Source organism: Brevundimonas sp. LjRoot202 (genome assembly GCF_964253355.1).
Taxonomy (GTDB): Bacteria; Pseudomonadota; Alphaproteobacteria; order Caulobacterales; family Caulobacteraceae; genus Brevundimonas.
On sequence record NZ_CAXUQW020000001.1, the window covers coordinates 306,550 to 320,241 of the forward strand.

The 13,692-nt window shown below is 69.9% G+C and carries 12 protein-coding genes and 3 tRNA genes; 10 read left to right on the top strand and 5 right to left on the bottom strand.

Going from position 1 to position 13,692, the window contains the following annotated elements:
• The first annotated feature begins 26 nt into the window (after positions 1-26).
• The gene (locus ACSQ1L_RS01740; RefSeq protein WP_435991350.1) at positions 27-779 is read left to right on the top strand and encodes a hypothetical protein; all 753 of its coding nucleotides are present in this window, start codon (positions 27-29) and stop codon (positions 777-779) included.
• Between the two features lie 130 nt (positions 780-909).
• Entirely contained in the window at positions 910-1,095 is a 186-nt protein-coding gene (locus ACSQ1L_RS01745; RefSeq protein ID WP_435991351.1) for a hypothetical protein, read from the top strand.
• 3 nt (positions 1,096-1,098) lie between these two features.
• Here ACSQ1L_RS01745 and ACSQ1L_RS01750 read toward each other — a convergent pair.
• A tRNA-Asn gene (locus tag ACSQ1L_RS01750) sits at positions 1,099-1,173 on the bottom strand.
• 68 nt (positions 1,174-1,241) lie between these two features.
• Between ACSQ1L_RS01750 and ACSQ1L_RS01755 the strand changes: the two genes are divergently transcribed.
• Positions 1,242-2,039 (top strand): TrmH family RNA methyltransferase, encoded by a 798-nt coding sequence (locus ACSQ1L_RS01755; protein WP_435991353.1) that lies wholly within the window; start codon positions 1,242-1,244, stop codon positions 2,037-2,039.
• A gap of 233 nt (positions 2,040-2,272) precedes the next feature.
• Here ACSQ1L_RS01755 and ACSQ1L_RS01760 read toward each other — a convergent pair.
• Positions 2,273-2,346: transfer RNA gene (locus ACSQ1L_RS01760), tRNA-Cys, on the bottom strand.
• 141 nt (positions 2,347-2,487) lie between these two features.
• On the opposite strand from ACSQ1L_RS01760, the gene ACSQ1L_RS01765 reads away from it, so the two are divergent.
• The 5 genes from ACSQ1L_RS01765 (at position 2,488) to ACSQ1L_RS01785 (ending at position 9,087) form a co-directional block, all read left to right on the top strand.
• The gene (locus tag ACSQ1L_RS01765; protein ID WP_435991355.1) at positions 2,488-3,117 is read left to right on the top strand and encodes a protein-L-isoaspartate O-methyltransferase family protein; all 630 of its coding nucleotides are present in this window, start codon (positions 2,488-2,490) and stop codon (positions 3,115-3,117) included.
• A gap of 123 nt (positions 3,118-3,240) precedes the next feature.
• Entirely contained in the window at positions 3,241-4,719 is a 1,479-nt protein-coding gene (locus ACSQ1L_RS01770) for a TolC family outer membrane protein (RefSeq protein WP_435991357.1), read from the top strand.
• 177 nt (positions 4,720-4,896) lie between these two features.
• A complete protein-coding gene (locus ACSQ1L_RS01775) occupies positions 4,897-5,541 on the top strand; it encodes a DUF2497 domain-containing protein (RefSeq protein ID WP_435991359.1) in 645 nt (214 codons plus the stop codon).
• Positions 5,542-5,629: 88 nt separating this feature from the next.
• Complete coding sequence (locus tag ACSQ1L_RS01780) at positions 5,630-8,362, top strand: valine--tRNA ligase (RefSeq protein ID WP_435991361.1); 2,733 nt, start codon at positions 5,630-5,632, stop codon at positions 8,360-8,362.
• Positions 8,359-9,087, top strand: coding sequence for a TlyA family RNA methyltransferase (locus ACSQ1L_RS01785; RefSeq protein WP_435991363.1), 729 nt, complete (start codon positions 8,359-8,361; stop codon positions 9,085-9,087). Before ACSQ1L_RS01780 ends, ACSQ1L_RS01785 begins: the two co-directional genes overlap by 4 nt.
• Before the next feature lie 191 nt (positions 9,088-9,278).
• On the opposite strand, the gene ACSQ1L_RS01790 is transcribed toward ACSQ1L_RS01785, so the two are convergent.
• Positions 9,279-9,911, bottom strand: coding sequence for a glycine zipper 2TM domain-containing protein (locus ACSQ1L_RS01790; RefSeq protein WP_435991365.1), 633 nt, complete (start codon positions 9,909-9,911; stop codon positions 9,279-9,281).
• A gap of 171 nt (positions 9,912-10,082) precedes the next feature.
• Between ACSQ1L_RS01790 and ACSQ1L_RS01795 the strand changes: the two genes are divergently transcribed.
• The gene (locus tag ACSQ1L_RS01795; RefSeq protein WP_435991367.1) at positions 10,083-11,327 is read left to right on the top strand and encodes a class I SAM-dependent RNA methyltransferase; all 1,245 of its coding nucleotides are present in this window, start codon (positions 10,083-10,085) and stop codon (positions 11,325-11,327) included.
• 14 nt (positions 11,328-11,341) lie between these two features.
• Here ACSQ1L_RS01795 and ACSQ1L_RS01800 read toward each other — a convergent pair whose 3' ends face one another.
• Positions 11,342-12,427, bottom strand: coding sequence for a PA0069 family radical SAM protein (locus ACSQ1L_RS01800; protein ID WP_435991369.1), 1,086 nt, complete (start codon positions 12,425-12,427; stop codon positions 11,342-11,344).
• 108 nt (positions 12,428-12,535) lie between these two features.
• Here ACSQ1L_RS01800 and ACSQ1L_RS01805 point away from each other — a divergent pair, with 108 nt between their 5' ends.
• The gene (locus ACSQ1L_RS01805; protein WP_435991371.1) at positions 12,536-13,561 is read left to right on the top strand and encodes a hypothetical protein; all 1,026 of its coding nucleotides are present in this window, start codon (positions 12,536-12,538) and stop codon (positions 13,559-13,561) included.
• Between the two features lie 6 nt (positions 13,562-13,567).
• On the opposite strand, the gene ACSQ1L_RS01810 is transcribed toward ACSQ1L_RS01805, so the two are convergent.
• A tRNA-Leu gene (locus ACSQ1L_RS01810) sits at positions 13,568-13,652 on the bottom strand.
• Between the last annotated feature and the right edge of the window lie 40 nt (positions 13,653-13,692).

The following is a 13,692-nucleotide window of genomic DNA, read 5'->3' on the forward strand; positions in this document are numbered from 1 at the left end:
ACACTCCTAACGGGCGGAGAGACAGGATGAAACGGGCGATATTGTCCACGGTCGCGGCTGTGCTCGCGGCTGGAGCGACGGCCTGCTCCCCGCCGCCGCCGGAACAGGCCGGAGAGCGGACCGGCTCGGCCGGAGACTGGGCCCGGCCGCCGGTTGTCGAGAGCGTCGAGCGGAGCGGATCGGCGCTGCTGGTGTCGGGCGTCGCTGAGCCCGAGGCCCGCGTCGTCCTGCGCAGCGACGAGGGCGCGGCTTTCGCGGCCACCGCCGATTCGCTCGGCCGGTTCGAGGTCGGCCTCCCGACCCCGCCCGAACACCTGCTGCTTCGTCCCGAGACCCAGGTCGGCCAGGACGCCGCTCCTTCGCCGGACCGTCTGCTGATCCTGGCGGCCGGGCAGGGGCCGATCGTCGTGCTTCGGCCGGGCGGCCCGACCCGTCGGCTGGACGCCGCGCCGGTGCTCGGCGCGATCGACAGCGACGGCCGCATGCGGCTGGCCTCCGGCCGGGTCGCCCCGGGAACGGCCCTGGTCGAGGTGGAGAGCCGCGGCGAGACGGTGCAGGTCACGCCCGATCCTCAAGGCCGCTGGAGCGTAATGCTGGCCCCGCACGAGGGGCCGGACCAGATCCGGGTCGCGGGCCGTGATTTCGTCTGGCCGGGCCAGTCGGCGGCGCCGTCGCGGGCGCTCACGGTCGAACGTCTGGAAGCGGGCTGGCGAATCCTCTGGACGGGGCCGGGGGACGCGCGCCAGTCGACATGGCTGCCCGACCGGGGCGCGGCCTGACGGCCCCAAAGGATTTCGTTAACCAATTTAGCCGAACGAGGGGATGTCTTCTGTTCGAGGACACCCACCATCACCGAACCACTCCAGCCCGGCGCTCGCGTCGGGCTTTTTTCTGTCCCGCGGCGGTCCGATGTCGCCGGTGATCCTGATGACGCTGCATGGCCCCGGGGTCATCGACATCGAGCCCTGCGCCATCATCGACCCCGAACTGGACGCATGGGTGGAGGGCCACGACCCGTCGGCGGGGTCAGGCACGCCGAACGCGTTGTCGAGTTGGGGGAGGGGCGGCCGGCGCCGGAATGAGGAGAAGGCCTGAGAGTGGCTCCGCGGGTAGGATTCGAACCTACGACCAGCCGATTAACAGTCGGCTGCTCTACCACTGAGCTACCGCGGAACACTTCCTCTCGGGAAGGCGGGCGCTATAGCAGCGCGAGTCAGCCTCACGCAACGGGAAATATCCGATTGGCCGTAATCCTCATTGACGATCTGCAGGACGCCCGCGTCGCCGCCTTCCGCGATATCCGCGAGCGCGACCTGACGGGCCGGCAAGGGCTGTTCGTGGCCGAGGGCGAGGTCGTGCTGCGCGTGCTCGCCTCGCCCGCCTCGTTGTGCCGGCCCGTCGCCGCGCTGATCGCGGAAAAGCGGTTGGCGGGTCTGGCTGACGTCCTCGCCGCCCTGCCGCCGGAGACGCCGGTGTATTCAGCGGCGCAGCCGGTGCTCGACGGGATCGCGGGTTTCCATCTCCATCGCGGCATCCTGGCGCTGGGGGAGAAGCCGCCCCCTCGGCCGCTGGCGGATAGTCTGGCCGATCTGGGGAATGACGCCGTCGTCGTGCTGGCCTGCGGGATCGGCAATCACGACAACATGGGCGGAATCTTTCGCGCCGCCGCGGCCTTCGGGGCTGCCGCCGTGCTGCTCGACGACCGCTGCTGCGACCCCTTCTACCGCAAGGCCATCCGGGTCTCGGTCGGCGCCGTTTTGCGCACGCCGATGGCGACCGGTCTCGAGGCGGGCGAGCTGATCGACGGGCTGAAGGCGGCGGACTTCCGGGTCCTGGCCATGACGCCCGCCTCGCCGTCGCCGCTGCACCTCTCAGCGAGGGGCGGCCGGACAGCCATCGTGCTGGGGGCGGAGGGGCCCGGCCTGCCCGACGGGGTGCTGGCGCGCTGTGAGACGGTCGGCATTCCGATGTCGGGCGGGTTCGATTCGCTCAATGTGGCGACTGCGGGGAGTATCGCCCTGCATCATTTCACCCGATAGGCGAGAAGCGATCACCAAACCGCGATTAACCCTTCGTATACCTTGATGGACGGCGCGATCTGTGGCGCTGTGCGGGCGTCCGGGAAGGTTTGGCTATGTTCGACAGCATTCTGTTCTTCGTGAACCGCAACGCGCGCGTCGCCGTCGCGATCACCATCGTCACCGCCACCGTGAGCGCCGCCACGGTCATCGGCTGGATGACCGCGCCGGTCTGATCTGTCTGAAATTCGCGATGGAGGCCTGACCGGGAATCGAACCCGGGTGCAAGGATTTGCAGTCCTCTGCGTCACCACTCCGCCATCAGGCCCTGGATCGTCCGTGGGACGACCTCACCATCGCGAGGCGCGTTCGCTATCAGATCGGATTGTCGCCCGCAACGCACAGACCTATAAGCGCCCCAGATTTCCGGCGCGTTACTGCGCCTTCGGCTTTTCGGGACGAACGACAGATGGATTTCGCCGCCGCGCGCAAGGTTATGGTGGACAGTCAGGTCCGGGTGAACGACGTCACCGATCGCGACCTCCAGGCCGTCCTGCTGTCGGTCCCGCGCGAGCAGTTCCTGCCCGCCGAACGCGCCTTCGCCGCCTACGCCGAGATGGAGCCGGAGATCGCCAACGGCCGCCGCCTGATGCTGCCCCGCGACCTGTCCAAGCTGCTGATGGCGCTCGAGCCGCGCGCCGGCGAGACGGCGCTGGCCATCGCCGGCCCCTACGCAGCCGCCGTGCTGGCCGGGATGGGTCTCAAGGCCGTGGCCCAGGAAGCTGACGCGGGCGTGCTCGAGGTGGTGGCCGACGCGCTGGCCGGGGCCGGCGTCGAGGCGGTCGCGGCGCCGTTCGCCCGGCCGGTCGGCGAGGACTACGACCTCATCATCTCCGAAGCCGCCGTCCCGGCGCGCCCGGACGCCTGGCTGGCCGCCCTCAAGGTCGGGGGGCGCCTGGCGGTGGTCGAGCGCTCCAGCCCGGCCGGCAAGGCGGTCCTCTATGTGAAGGGCCCGACCGGCCTGTCGCGCCGGGAATTGTTCGACGCCGCTCCGCCCGTTCTCGCGGAACTCGCGCCCGAGCCGGCCTTCGCCCTCTAGGTCCGCGACGGGCTTTCCGTCGGCCCGCGTGAAAAAATCTTAACTGGCGTACGACGAAACCGTCCCGCATCAGGCCTATGGGATACAAAGGGCGCGCATCCTCCGCGCCAGGCAGGGACAATCATGCTGAAACGTTCGCGCGCGCTCGCCTCGGTCGCCATCATCGCCGTCGTCACCGGCCTGAGCGCGCCCGCCTGGGCTGAAACGCTGCAGGAAGCGATCGCCCTGGCCTACCAGACCAATCCGTCGCTGCTCGCGCAGCGCGCCAACCAGCGCGCCCTGGACGAATCGATCGTGCAGGCCCGCGCGGGCCTGCGGCCGTCGCTGGATGTGACCATCTCGGGCAACCACGCCCAAAGCTATGGCGACGCGGCGGGGTTCGACGGCGACAGCGCGTCGGCCAGCATCGGTCTGTCGCAGACGTTGTGGAGCGGCGGCCGGATCGGCCACGGCATCACCGCCGCCGAGGCTGACATCCTCGCCGGCCGCGAGAACCTGCGCGACATCGAACAGACGGTGCTGGCGTCGGTGATCCAGGCCTATGCCGACGTGATCCGGGACACCGAAATCCTCCGCATCCGCCAGGCCAACCTCGGCGTGCTCCAGCGCCAGCTCGAGGAGGCCTCGGCCCGCTTCGAGGTCGGCGAGATCACCCGCACGGACGTGGCCCAGGCCGAGGCCCGCCTGGCCCAGTCCGAGGCCGACCTGGCCAACGCCCAGGCCCAGCTGTCGGTGTCGCGCGCATCCTACGCCGCCGTGGTCGGCCAGTCGCCGGGCGATCTGGCTCCGATGCCCGTGCTGCCCGGCGTGCCCACCGACTTCGACGCGGCCCTCGACGTGGCGATGCAGGACAACCCCGGCATCCGCGCCGCCGCCTATACCCTCCGCTCCGCCGAGGCCAACGCGGCCGCCGCCAAGGCCGAGTACATGCCCTCGGCGCGCCTGACCGCCTCCTACGGCGGATCGAACGCCGACTTCGACCGGATCGGCGATATCGCCGACACCACCCGCCTGACGGCCGGGGCCACTATTTCGGTGCCGCTGTTCACGGGCGGGCTGAACAGCTCGCGCGTGGCCCAGGCGCTGGAACGCGCCAACGCCGCCCAGATCAACGTCGAGGGCGAGCGCCGCACCACCCTTCAGTCGGTCAGCTCGGCCTACGCTCAGGCCCTGTCGGCCCGGTCCAGCCTCGAGGCCGGGACCGAAGCCGTGCGCGCCGCCACCGTGGCCGCGGAGGGCGTCAGGCAGGAGGCCCAGGTGGGCCTGCGCACCACGCTCGACGTGCTGAACCAGGAGCTGGAGCTCCGCAACGCCGAGGTCACCCTGGCCAGCGCCCGCCGCAACGAATACGTCGCCCAGGCCAATCTGCTGGCCGCCATGGGCCGGCTGGAGGGCGCCGACCTCGATCCGACGCTGACGGTCTACAATCCGGCCGACAACTACGAGCGCGTGCGCAACCGCGGCGCCCTGCCGTGGGACGGCCTGATCGAGGCCATCGACCGCGTCGTCGCGCCGCCGATCGTGCCTGCCAATGACGCCGCAGACGCCCCCATCGACCGGCAACTGAAGTCGGAGATCATCCAGACGGCGCCGGGGGAGTGAGCGACGACTGATCGCCCGTCGGGCGACTTGCGGACGGCCGCCTAGCCCGCGAAGCGAAAAACGCCCGTTGATTCCAGCGGGCTGAGATGCGACGACAGCCAGGCGGGGTAGGGGCCGCGGTCCCGCGCGCCGCCATCCATTTGACCTTGCGTTCGCCGCGCGCCTCGGGGTTTCGACATGACCGACCAGACCGCCCAGGAACCCACGATGGAGGAGATCCTGGCGTCGATCCGCCGGATCATCTCCGAAGACGACGCCCCGGCCGAAACCGCCCCCGCCGCCGCCGCGCCGGCGGAAGCCGAGCCCGAGTCGGAGTTCGAGCAGCCCGCCGCGGCCGAGGCCTCGCCCGCTCTCATGGACGAGACGCCCGCGATGCAGGAGCCGGCCGCCTCCGAGGAGGACGTGCTGGAGCTGACCGACACCTATGAGGCGCCGGCCGCCGAGAGCATCGGCGATCTCGACGTCACTCCGGCCGAACCGGAGGTCGATCCCTTCCCGGTCGAAGCGGTCAGCGAGTCGGTCTTCGCGCCCGAGCCGGAGCACCCGGCCGACACGACCAGCATCAGCCCTCCGACCGGTTACGACACCCTCGTCGGCGACAGCGCCGCGGCCAGCGCCGCGTCCGCCTTCGCCGGATTGGCCTCCTCCCTGAAGAAGTCAGAGCCCATGGAATCTGCGACCCCGTCCGGCCCCACGCTCGATGAACTGGCCCGCTCGCTGCTGCGGCCGATGCTGAAGGAATGGCTCGACGCCAACCTGCCGGGCATCGTCGAGGCCCAGGTACGCAAGGAAGTCGAACGCATCGCCCGCAACGCCGGCTAGCTTCACCTGCGACCTGATCAAGGCTAGATCATTCCGGGGCGGCTCCAGTCGGGGCCGCCCTTTCTCATTTGTCTGAAGTCCCTCCCCAATGCTCGACAAGACCTTCGACCCGAAAGCCGCCGAACCCCGCCTGTATGCGATGTGGGAAGGCAGCGGCGTATTCGCGCCGAAGACCGACGGCGCGGCCGCAGCCTATTCGATCGTCATTCCGCCGCCGAACGTGACCGGCTCGCTGCACATCGGCCACGCGCTGAACAACACCCTGCAGGACATCCTCGCCCGCTATCACCGGATGACGGGCAAGGCGGTGCTGTGGCTGCCCGGCACCGACCACGCCGGCATCGCCACCCAGATGGTCGTGGAGCGGCAGCTTGCGGCCAGCGGCAATGTCGGACGGCGCGACATGGGCCGCGAGGCCTTTGTCGACAAGGTCTGGGAATGGAAGGCCGAAAGCGGCGGGACCATCGTCCAGCAACTGCGCCGCCTCGGCGCGTCGTGCGACTGGAGCCGCGAACGCTTCACCCTCGACGAGGGGCTGAACGCGGCCGTGCGCAAGGTCTTCGTCCAGCTGCACCGCGAGGGCCTGATCTACCGCGACAAGCGGCTGGTCAACTGGGACCCGCATTTCCAGACCGCCATCTCCGACCTCGAGGTCGAGCAGCGCGAGATGGATGGCTTCTACTGGCATTTCGCCTACCCGCTGGCCGACGGCGTGACCTACGAGCACCCGGTCGCCTGGGATGGCGACAACCAGCCGACCGAGTGGGAGACCCGCGACTACATCGTCGTCGCCACCACCCGGCCGGAGACCATGCTGGGCGACACCGGCGTGGCCGTCCACCCGGACGACGCGCGCTACGCCGGCCTGGTCGGAAAGTGGATTGACCACCCGATCACCGGGCGGCGCATCCGCATCGTGGCCGACGACTACGCCGACCCGGCCAAGGGTTCGGGCGCGGTAAAGATCACGCCGGCGCACGACTTCAACGACTTCGGCGTCGGCAAGCGCACCGGGCTTGAGGCCTTGAATGTGCTGGACGCTTTCGCCCGGATCACCAACGCCGATACGCCGGACGTGCCGGCCGAATACTGCGGCATGGACCGCTTCGCCGCCCGCAAGGCCATCGTCGCCCGGGCCGAGGAAGAGGGCTGGCTCAGGGAGATCGAGAAGACCCGCCACGTCATCCCGCACGGCGACCGCTCCGGCGTGGTCATCGAGCCCTGGCTGACGGACCAGTGGTACGTCGACGCCCACACGCTCGCCCAGCCCGCCATCAAGGCCGTCGAGCGGGGCGACACCACCTTCGAGCCGAAGAGCTACGAGAAGATCTACTTCGAATGGCTGCGCAACATCGAGCCGTGGTGCATCTCGCGCCAGCTGTGGTGGGGCCACCGCATCCCGGCCTGGTACGGGCCGGACGGGACCATCTTCGTCGAGGAGAACGAGGACGACGCCCGCGCCGCCGCCCGTCACCACTACGGCGCCGAGACGCCGCTGGCCCAAGACGAGGATGTCCTCGACACCTGGTTCAGCTCGGCCCTGTGGCCGTTCTCGACCATGGGCTGGCCCGAGAAAACCGGGGACCTCGAACGCTTCTACCCGACCTCCGATCTGGTGACGGCCGCCGACATCATCTTCTTCTGGGTCGCCCGGATGATGATGATGGGTCTTCACTTCATGGATGAAGTCCCGTTCCGGCGGGTGATCATCAATGGCCTGGTCCGGGACGAGAAGGGCCAGAAGATGAGCAAGTCGAAGGGGAACGTCATCGATCCCCTGACCATCATCGACGAGCTCGGCGCCGACCCCCTGCGCTTCACCATGGCCATCCTGTCCGGCACGCGCGACATCAAGCTGTCGCGCCAACGCATTGAAGGCTATCGCAACTTCGGCACCAAGCTGTGGAACGCCGCCCGCTTCTCGCAGATGAACGAGGCCCGCCGCGTCGAGGGCTTCGATCCGGCCGCCGTCGAACAGACCATCAACCGCTGGATCCGCGGGGAACTCACCAAAGCCGAACGCCAGGTCTCCGCCGCCATCGAGGGCGGCCGGTTCGACGACGCCGCCTCGGCCCTCTACCGCTTCGTCTGGAACGTGTTCTGCGACTGGTATCTGGAGCTGGCCAAGCCGGTGTTCACCGGCGCCGACGAGGCGGCCAAGGCCGAGACCCGGGCCATGACCGCCTGGACCCTCGACCAGACCCTCAAGCTGATGCATCCGGTGATGCCGTTCATCACCGAGGAGCTGTGGGACCAGCTGGCCGCCGAGGGCGCGCCGCGCACCGAGACGACCTTGATCGCCGCCGCCTGGCCCGAACTGCCCGACGCCTTCATCGATCCCGCCGCCGAGGCCGAGATCGGCTGGCTGGTCGATCTGGTCACGGAAATCCGCGGCCTGCGCGCCGAGATGAACGTGCCGCCGTCGGCCAAGCCGCCGCTGGCCTTCGTGTCGCCAGACGCCGCCACCTCGGACCGCCTCGCGCGTCACCGCGACCTGATCCTGACGCTCGCTCGGGTGTCGGAGGTCGGCGCGGCGGATGCGGCCCCGACCGGCGCCGTGACCTTCGTCTCGGGCGGCGCCACGGCCGCCCTGTCGCTGACGGGGATCATCGACCTGGCCGCCGAGCGGTCCCGGCTGGAGAAGGAGATCGTCGCCTTCGACAGCGACATCGCCCACGTCAACAAGAAGCTGGGCAATCCCAACTTCGTCTCCCGCGCCGCGCCCGAAGTCGTCGACGAACAGCGTGAGAAGCTGGCCGAGGCCGAGGCCGGCAGGGCCAAACTGCAGGCCGCGCTGGCCCGTCTGGACGCGGTGGGGTGACAAGGGTCCGCCTGGACCAGCTGCTGGTCGCCCGCGGCCTGGCCGAGAGCCGGGCCAAGGCGAGGGCGGCGATCGAGGCGGGCGGCGTCACCGTCGACGGGGCGGTGGCGAAAGCGGCCTCCCAGCCGGTGGCTGACGACGCCGTTCTCACCTACGCCGATGCTCATCGCTGGGTCGGTCGCGGAGCCCTGAAGCTCGACCACGCCCTGTCGCTCTGGCCGGTCGTGGTCGAGGGACGGACGGTCCTCGACGTGGGCGCCTCGACCGGCGGCTTCACCGAGGTCTGTCTCGAGCGCGGGGCGGCGCGAGTCTATGCGGTCGATGTCGGCTCGGGGCAGATGCACCCCCGCGTCGCCGCGGAGCCCCGCGTGGTCAACCTCGAACACACCGACGCCCGCGACCTGACGCCGGCGCTGATCCGCGACCCACCGCAGCTGATCGTTTGCGACGCCAGTTTCATCGGCCTGGCCAAGGTCCTGCCCGCCGCGCTGGCGCTGGCGGCGCCCGGCGCGGACCTGATCACTCTGGTGAAGCCCCAGTTCGAGGCGGACCGCCCCGGCGGCGGCCGCAAGGGCGTGGTCAAGGATCCGGCGGCGCATCAGGCCGCCGTCGCCTCGGTCTCGGCGTGGCTGGAAGGGCAGGGCTGGGCCGTTCAGGCGGCTACGGAGAGCCCGATCACCGGCGGCGACGGCAACGTCGAATTCCTGCTCTGGGCGTCGCGCTGACCCGGCCGCGCTCAAGCGGCGAGCGCTGGCGCCTCAACAGATCTCCAAGCCCGCGCTCAAGCAACGAGCCGCGGCGCTGCGAGCGTTAGCGCCCCAAAAAGGAAAAGCCCCCGATGGATTTCTCCACCGGGGGCCTCCGTCACATCGCCGATCGACAGGGGGGCTGAAAAATAACCGGCGACGCGATTCGGTCAGTAGCGGTCCGGACAGGACTGCTCGTAACGGGTGACGAGGCGGCCCTCGCGGGTGCGGGTGCGCGTCTCGATGGTGCGGCAGCCGTACCGGTCGGTGGAATAGCCGGACTGGTAGCCATCGCCGTAGCGGTCGTAGCCGTAACCGGACCGGTCATAGTCCTCGTAGCGGTCGTAGCCGTAGGACCGGTCGTCGTAGCGGCCGTAGGACGAATAGCCGTAGCGATCGTCGCCGTACGAGCCGCTGTAGCGGTACTGGTCGCTATACCGACCGCAATCGCGGTCCGAGCTGCTGCCGGCGGCGGCGCCGATCACCGCGCCGAGGACTCCGCCAAGGATGCTGCCTTCGGTTCGACGGCCGCGCGCCGCGACTTGCGAGCCGGCGACCGCGCCGACCGTGGCGCCGATCAGCCCGCCGGCGGCGCCGCCGGAGCCGTCGCAGCGGGCGGTGCGACGATCATAGGCGTATCGGTCGCTATAGCGGTTGTCGTAGTCGTAGGACTGGTCATAGGCGCCGGTGCCGTAGTTCTGCGCCCCCGAATAGCCGTAGCTCTGGGCGGAGGCGGAGGCCGGGGCCAGCAGCATGCCGGCGGCGGCGACGGCGGCGGTCGTGATGGACAGACGGGCGAACATCGGGATCGTTCCTGGAACTCGGTTGCAGAGATGGAGGCCGAACGAACGGCGCCCCGGTCTGTTGCAATCACCCTTAAGGGCCGGAAGCTGAACGGCCTTTGAGTGCGCCGTTCATCTTCGTTCAGGTTTCGCCCGGTTTCGTCCGGGGCGAGGAACCTCTAGAAGCGCCCGATGACGGAAACGCTGATCATCGCGCGCGTGGGCGGGCAGGGCGACGGAATCGCCGAAACCCCGGCCGGCCCGGTGTTCGCGCCCCTGACCCTGCCGGGCGAGACCGTGCGCGCCGAGGTGCGCGACGGGCGGACCGAAGCGATGGAGCTTCTGGTCGCCAGCCCCGACCGGGTCGAGCCGGTGTCGCCCCATTACGGCGACTGCGGCGGTTGCTCGCTGCAGCACTGGGCCAGCGGGCCTTATCTCGAATGGAAACGCGAACAGGTCCGCCTGGCGCTGGCGCGCGAGCGGATCGAAACGGACGTCGAGCCGACGGTGGCGGTTCCGCCGGGAACGCGCCGCCGCCTCGCCTTGCACGCCCGGCGCGGCCCGGACGGTCGGGTCGTCCTCGGCTTCAAGGCCCGCAAGAGCTGGCGACTGGTCGAGGTCCGGGTCTGCCCCGTCTCCGACCCGCGGCTGGTGGCGGCCCTCCCGGCGCTGGCGCGGGTGGCCGAGGCCTTCCTCGAACACCCCAAGTCCGCCCCGACCCTGCACGTGACCTGGACCCTGACCGGCCTCGACGTGGACGTCACCGGCGTCGAGCGACGCAGCGGCGGCCTGTCCCGCGACGCCCAGATGCGGGCCATCGAGGCGGCGGGGCAGGCTGATCTGGCCCGGCTGAGCCTGGCCGGCGACACCCTGGTGATGTCGCGCCAGCCCCTCGTCGCCTTCGGCCCCGCCACCGTGCCCCTTCCGGCCGGCGGCTTCCTCCAGGCCGTGCCTGAGGCCGAGGCGGCCATGGTCTCGCGCGCGGTCGAGGCGGTGCGTGGCGCGAAGAAGGTCGCCGACCTGTTCTGTGGCGCCGGGACCTTCACCTACCCGCTGGCTGAGGTGGCGCCGGTGCTGGCCGCCGACGCCTCAGCCGCCGGCATCGCCGCGCTCAAGGCCGGCATGGGTTCGGCCAAGGGGTTGAAGCCGATCACGGCCGAGGCCCGCGACCTGTTCCGCCGTCCGCTGGCTCCCTACGACCTGCGCGGCTGCGACGCCGTCGTGCTCGATCCGCCTCGCGCGGGGGCCCGCGGCCAGACCGCCCAGCTCCCGGGAACCAGGGCCCACACCGTCGTCTATGTGTCCTGTAATCCGGTCACATTTGCTCGCGACGCCCGGGTGCTGGTCGACGGCGGCTTCCGTCTGGAGGCGGTCACCCCCGTCGACCAGTTCCTGTGGTCGGCCCACGTCGAGCTGGTCGGGGTGTTCCGGCGTTAGCCCTGTCCCTCCGCTCACGCCGCTTCGTCGCCGAGATCGAACAAATCCCCCTGCTTCTTCATGTCCGGCGGAACGCGGAACCGGCTCTCGTCCAGCAGGCGCCGCGGCCCATCCAGCCCGTACCGTTTCACCGCCGCCTTGAACCGCGCGGCGATCAGCTCGGCCACGGGGCCCGTCCCCTTCATGCGCTGGTTCCAGTCCGGGTCGTAGTCCCGCCCGCCGCGGGTCTGGCGGATCAGCGACATTACGCGGGCGGCGCGGTCCGGCCGGGCGTCGGCCAGCCACTCGCGGAACAGATCCTTGATCTCCAGCGGCAGGCGCAGCGTGACGTACATGGCCGAGGTCGCCCCCGCCTTCGCCGCCGCCTCAAGCACCGCCTCCAGCTCGTGGTCGTTGAGCCCCGGGATCACGGGCGCGAACCCCACGCCGACCGGGCATCCGGCCTCGGCCAGGCGCGAGATCGCCTCCAGCCGCTTCGCCGGGGTCGAGGCCCGCGGCTCCATGGTCCGGGCCAGGCCCCGGTCGAGGGTGGTGACCGACACGAACGCCGAGGCCAGCCCCTCGCGGCCCATCGCCCCCAGAATATCGGCGTCGCGCGCGATCAGCACCGACTTGGTGATGATGCTGAACGGATGCCGGAATCGCTGCAGCACCTCGAGGATCGAGCGCGTCGATTTCAGCTCGCGCTCGACCGGCTGATAGGGGTCGGTGTTGCCGCCTATGTGGAGGCGTTTGCAGACGTAGCGGGGCTTGCAGAGTTCCTGCTCCAGCAGACCCGCGGCCTCGGGCTTGAAGAACAGCCGGCTCTCGAAATCCAGGCCCGGGGATAGGCCCATGTAGGCATGGGACGGACGGGCGTAGCAGTAGATGCAGCCATGTTCGCAGCCCTTGTAGGGGTTGATGGACCGGTCGAAACCGATGTCCGGACTGGTGTTGCGCGCGATGATCGTCCGGGCGTGCTCCGGCGTCAGGGTGGTGCGCAGGGGCGCCGCCCCGACATCGTCGCTGGTCCAGCCGTCGTCGAAGGCCTCGACGGTTTCCGGTTCGAACCGCCCGGTCGTATTCGACCGCGCCCCCCGTCCCTTCGCCGCTTCAGCCATGATGCAGTCGTGCCAGAAGGGCCGGAACAAAGCAAGAACATATCTCCCGGAACCTTGTCAGCCGGCCCGGGTCTGGTGCAACTCTGGCGGAGACGGGGGATCGACCACATGAAGACGCTGCTTACGACGGGGCTGGCTCTGGCCCTCGCCATGGGACCGGTTCCCGCCGCCGCCCAGGTTCCGGAGACGCCCGCGACGGTGATCGCCGCGATCGCAGAGGGCTGCACGCCGTCTTCCGCCTTCGGCTTCGACATCGGCCAGCCCTACCAAGGTGGGCGGATGCAGCAGCTCGATGCCGGGATGGAGCCTTTCGGCAGCGCCGAGGTGCTGGCGACCCAGCGATCGAAGACTCTCTTCGGCGTCGACCTGTGGGGTTATCACGCCGACGACGCCGGCACGGCCGAGGAGCGACGGGCCGGAGCGACGCGGCTGCTCGATCAACTCGACGCCGCCGTGGACGGGTCCGGCCTGTTCGCCAGCCGCACCTGGGACGAGGAGAATGAAACCATCGTCTACGCCGAGCCCGTGTCGGATCCCGCCTCGAAGGTCCGGTTGGAGCTGTCGCAGATGGGCGTGTCGGTGATCGCCGGCTGCGCCGACGAATCCCTGCGCCAGCTGGCTTGGGACGAGGCGTTCGGGCGCACCCGTGTCGACCGCCCGGTGCGGCCCGCCCTGGCGCCGCCCGTCCGTGTCGATCCAGCCCAATGCGACGACCCGGTCATGGCCGAGGCCCTCTACGATTCCTTCGAGGCGGGCGGCGGGACCGACGTCATGAACGCCGCGCGCGGTTCGCAGGAGTATTTCGAGCACCTGACCCAATGGTACGGGCAGGTGCTGATGGACCGCGGCGTCTGGACCGAGCGGGACCGCGACGCCTTCCTCATGTCCTTCCTTGAGGACGAGGTGATCATGCAGGGGCTGGAGGAGCAGATGGCCCGCCTGACACGCCTGCTGGAATCGACGATGCAGATCGCCGAGATGCGCGACGCCGGCGACTCCGTCGGCTCGTGCCGCGAAGCCGTGTCCCTGATCAATATGGTCGAGGAGATCGGCCGCGCCAACGAGGTCCAGTGGGACCGCGCCACCGCCCTCTACAAGGCCGAGGCGACCCGTCTCGGCGTCACGCTCGACTGACGGACGTGGTGCGGATGAGAGGACTCGAACCTCCACGCCTCGCGGCGCTGGAACCTAAATCCAGTGCGTCTACCAGTTCCGCCACATCCGCATAGGTCCTGCCCAAGCCTGTAGGCGAGGCGGTGGAAAAG

Excerpts from the sequence above, each read along its gene's own strand:
- ACSQ1L_RS01740 (WP_435991350.1), top strand. The coding sequence starts at position 27 with ATGAAACGGGCGATATTGTCCACGGTCGCGGCTGTGCTCGCGGCTGGA.
- ACSQ1L_RS01745 (WP_435991351.1), top strand. The coding sequence starts at position 910 with ATGTCGCCGGTGATCCTGATGACGCTGCATGGCCCCGGGGTCATCGAC.
- ACSQ1L_RS01765 (WP_435991355.1), top strand. The coding sequence starts at position 2,488 with ATGGATTTCGCCGCCGCGCGCAAGGTTATGGTGGACAGTCAGGTCCGG.
- ACSQ1L_RS01770 (WP_435991357.1), top strand. The coding sequence starts at position 3,241 with ATGCTGAAACGTTCGCGCGCGCTCGCCTCGGTCGCCATCATCGCCGTC.
- ACSQ1L_RS01775 (WP_435991359.1), top strand. The coding sequence starts at position 4,897 with ATGACCGACCAGACCGCCCAGGAACCCACGATGGAGGAGATCCTGGCG.
- ACSQ1L_RS01780 (WP_435991361.1), top strand. The coding sequence starts at position 5,630 with ATGCTCGACAAGACCTTCGACCCGAAAGCCGCCGAACCCCGCCTGTAT.
- ACSQ1L_RS01790 (WP_435991365.1), bottom strand. The coding sequence starts at position 9,911 with ATGTTCGCCCGTCTGTCCATCACGACCGCCGCCGTCGCCGCCGCCGGC.
- ACSQ1L_RS01795 (WP_435991367.1), top strand. The coding sequence starts at position 10,083 with ATGACGGAAACGCTGATCATCGCGCGCGTGGGCGGGCAGGGCGACGGA.
- ACSQ1L_RS01800 (WP_435991369.1), bottom strand. The coding sequence starts at position 12,427 with ATGGCTGAAGCGGCGAAGGGACGGGGGGCGCGGTCGAATACGACCGGG.
- ACSQ1L_RS01805 (WP_435991371.1), top strand. The coding sequence starts at position 12,536 with ATGAAGACGCTGCTTACGACGGGGCTGGCTCTGGCCCTCGCCATGGGA.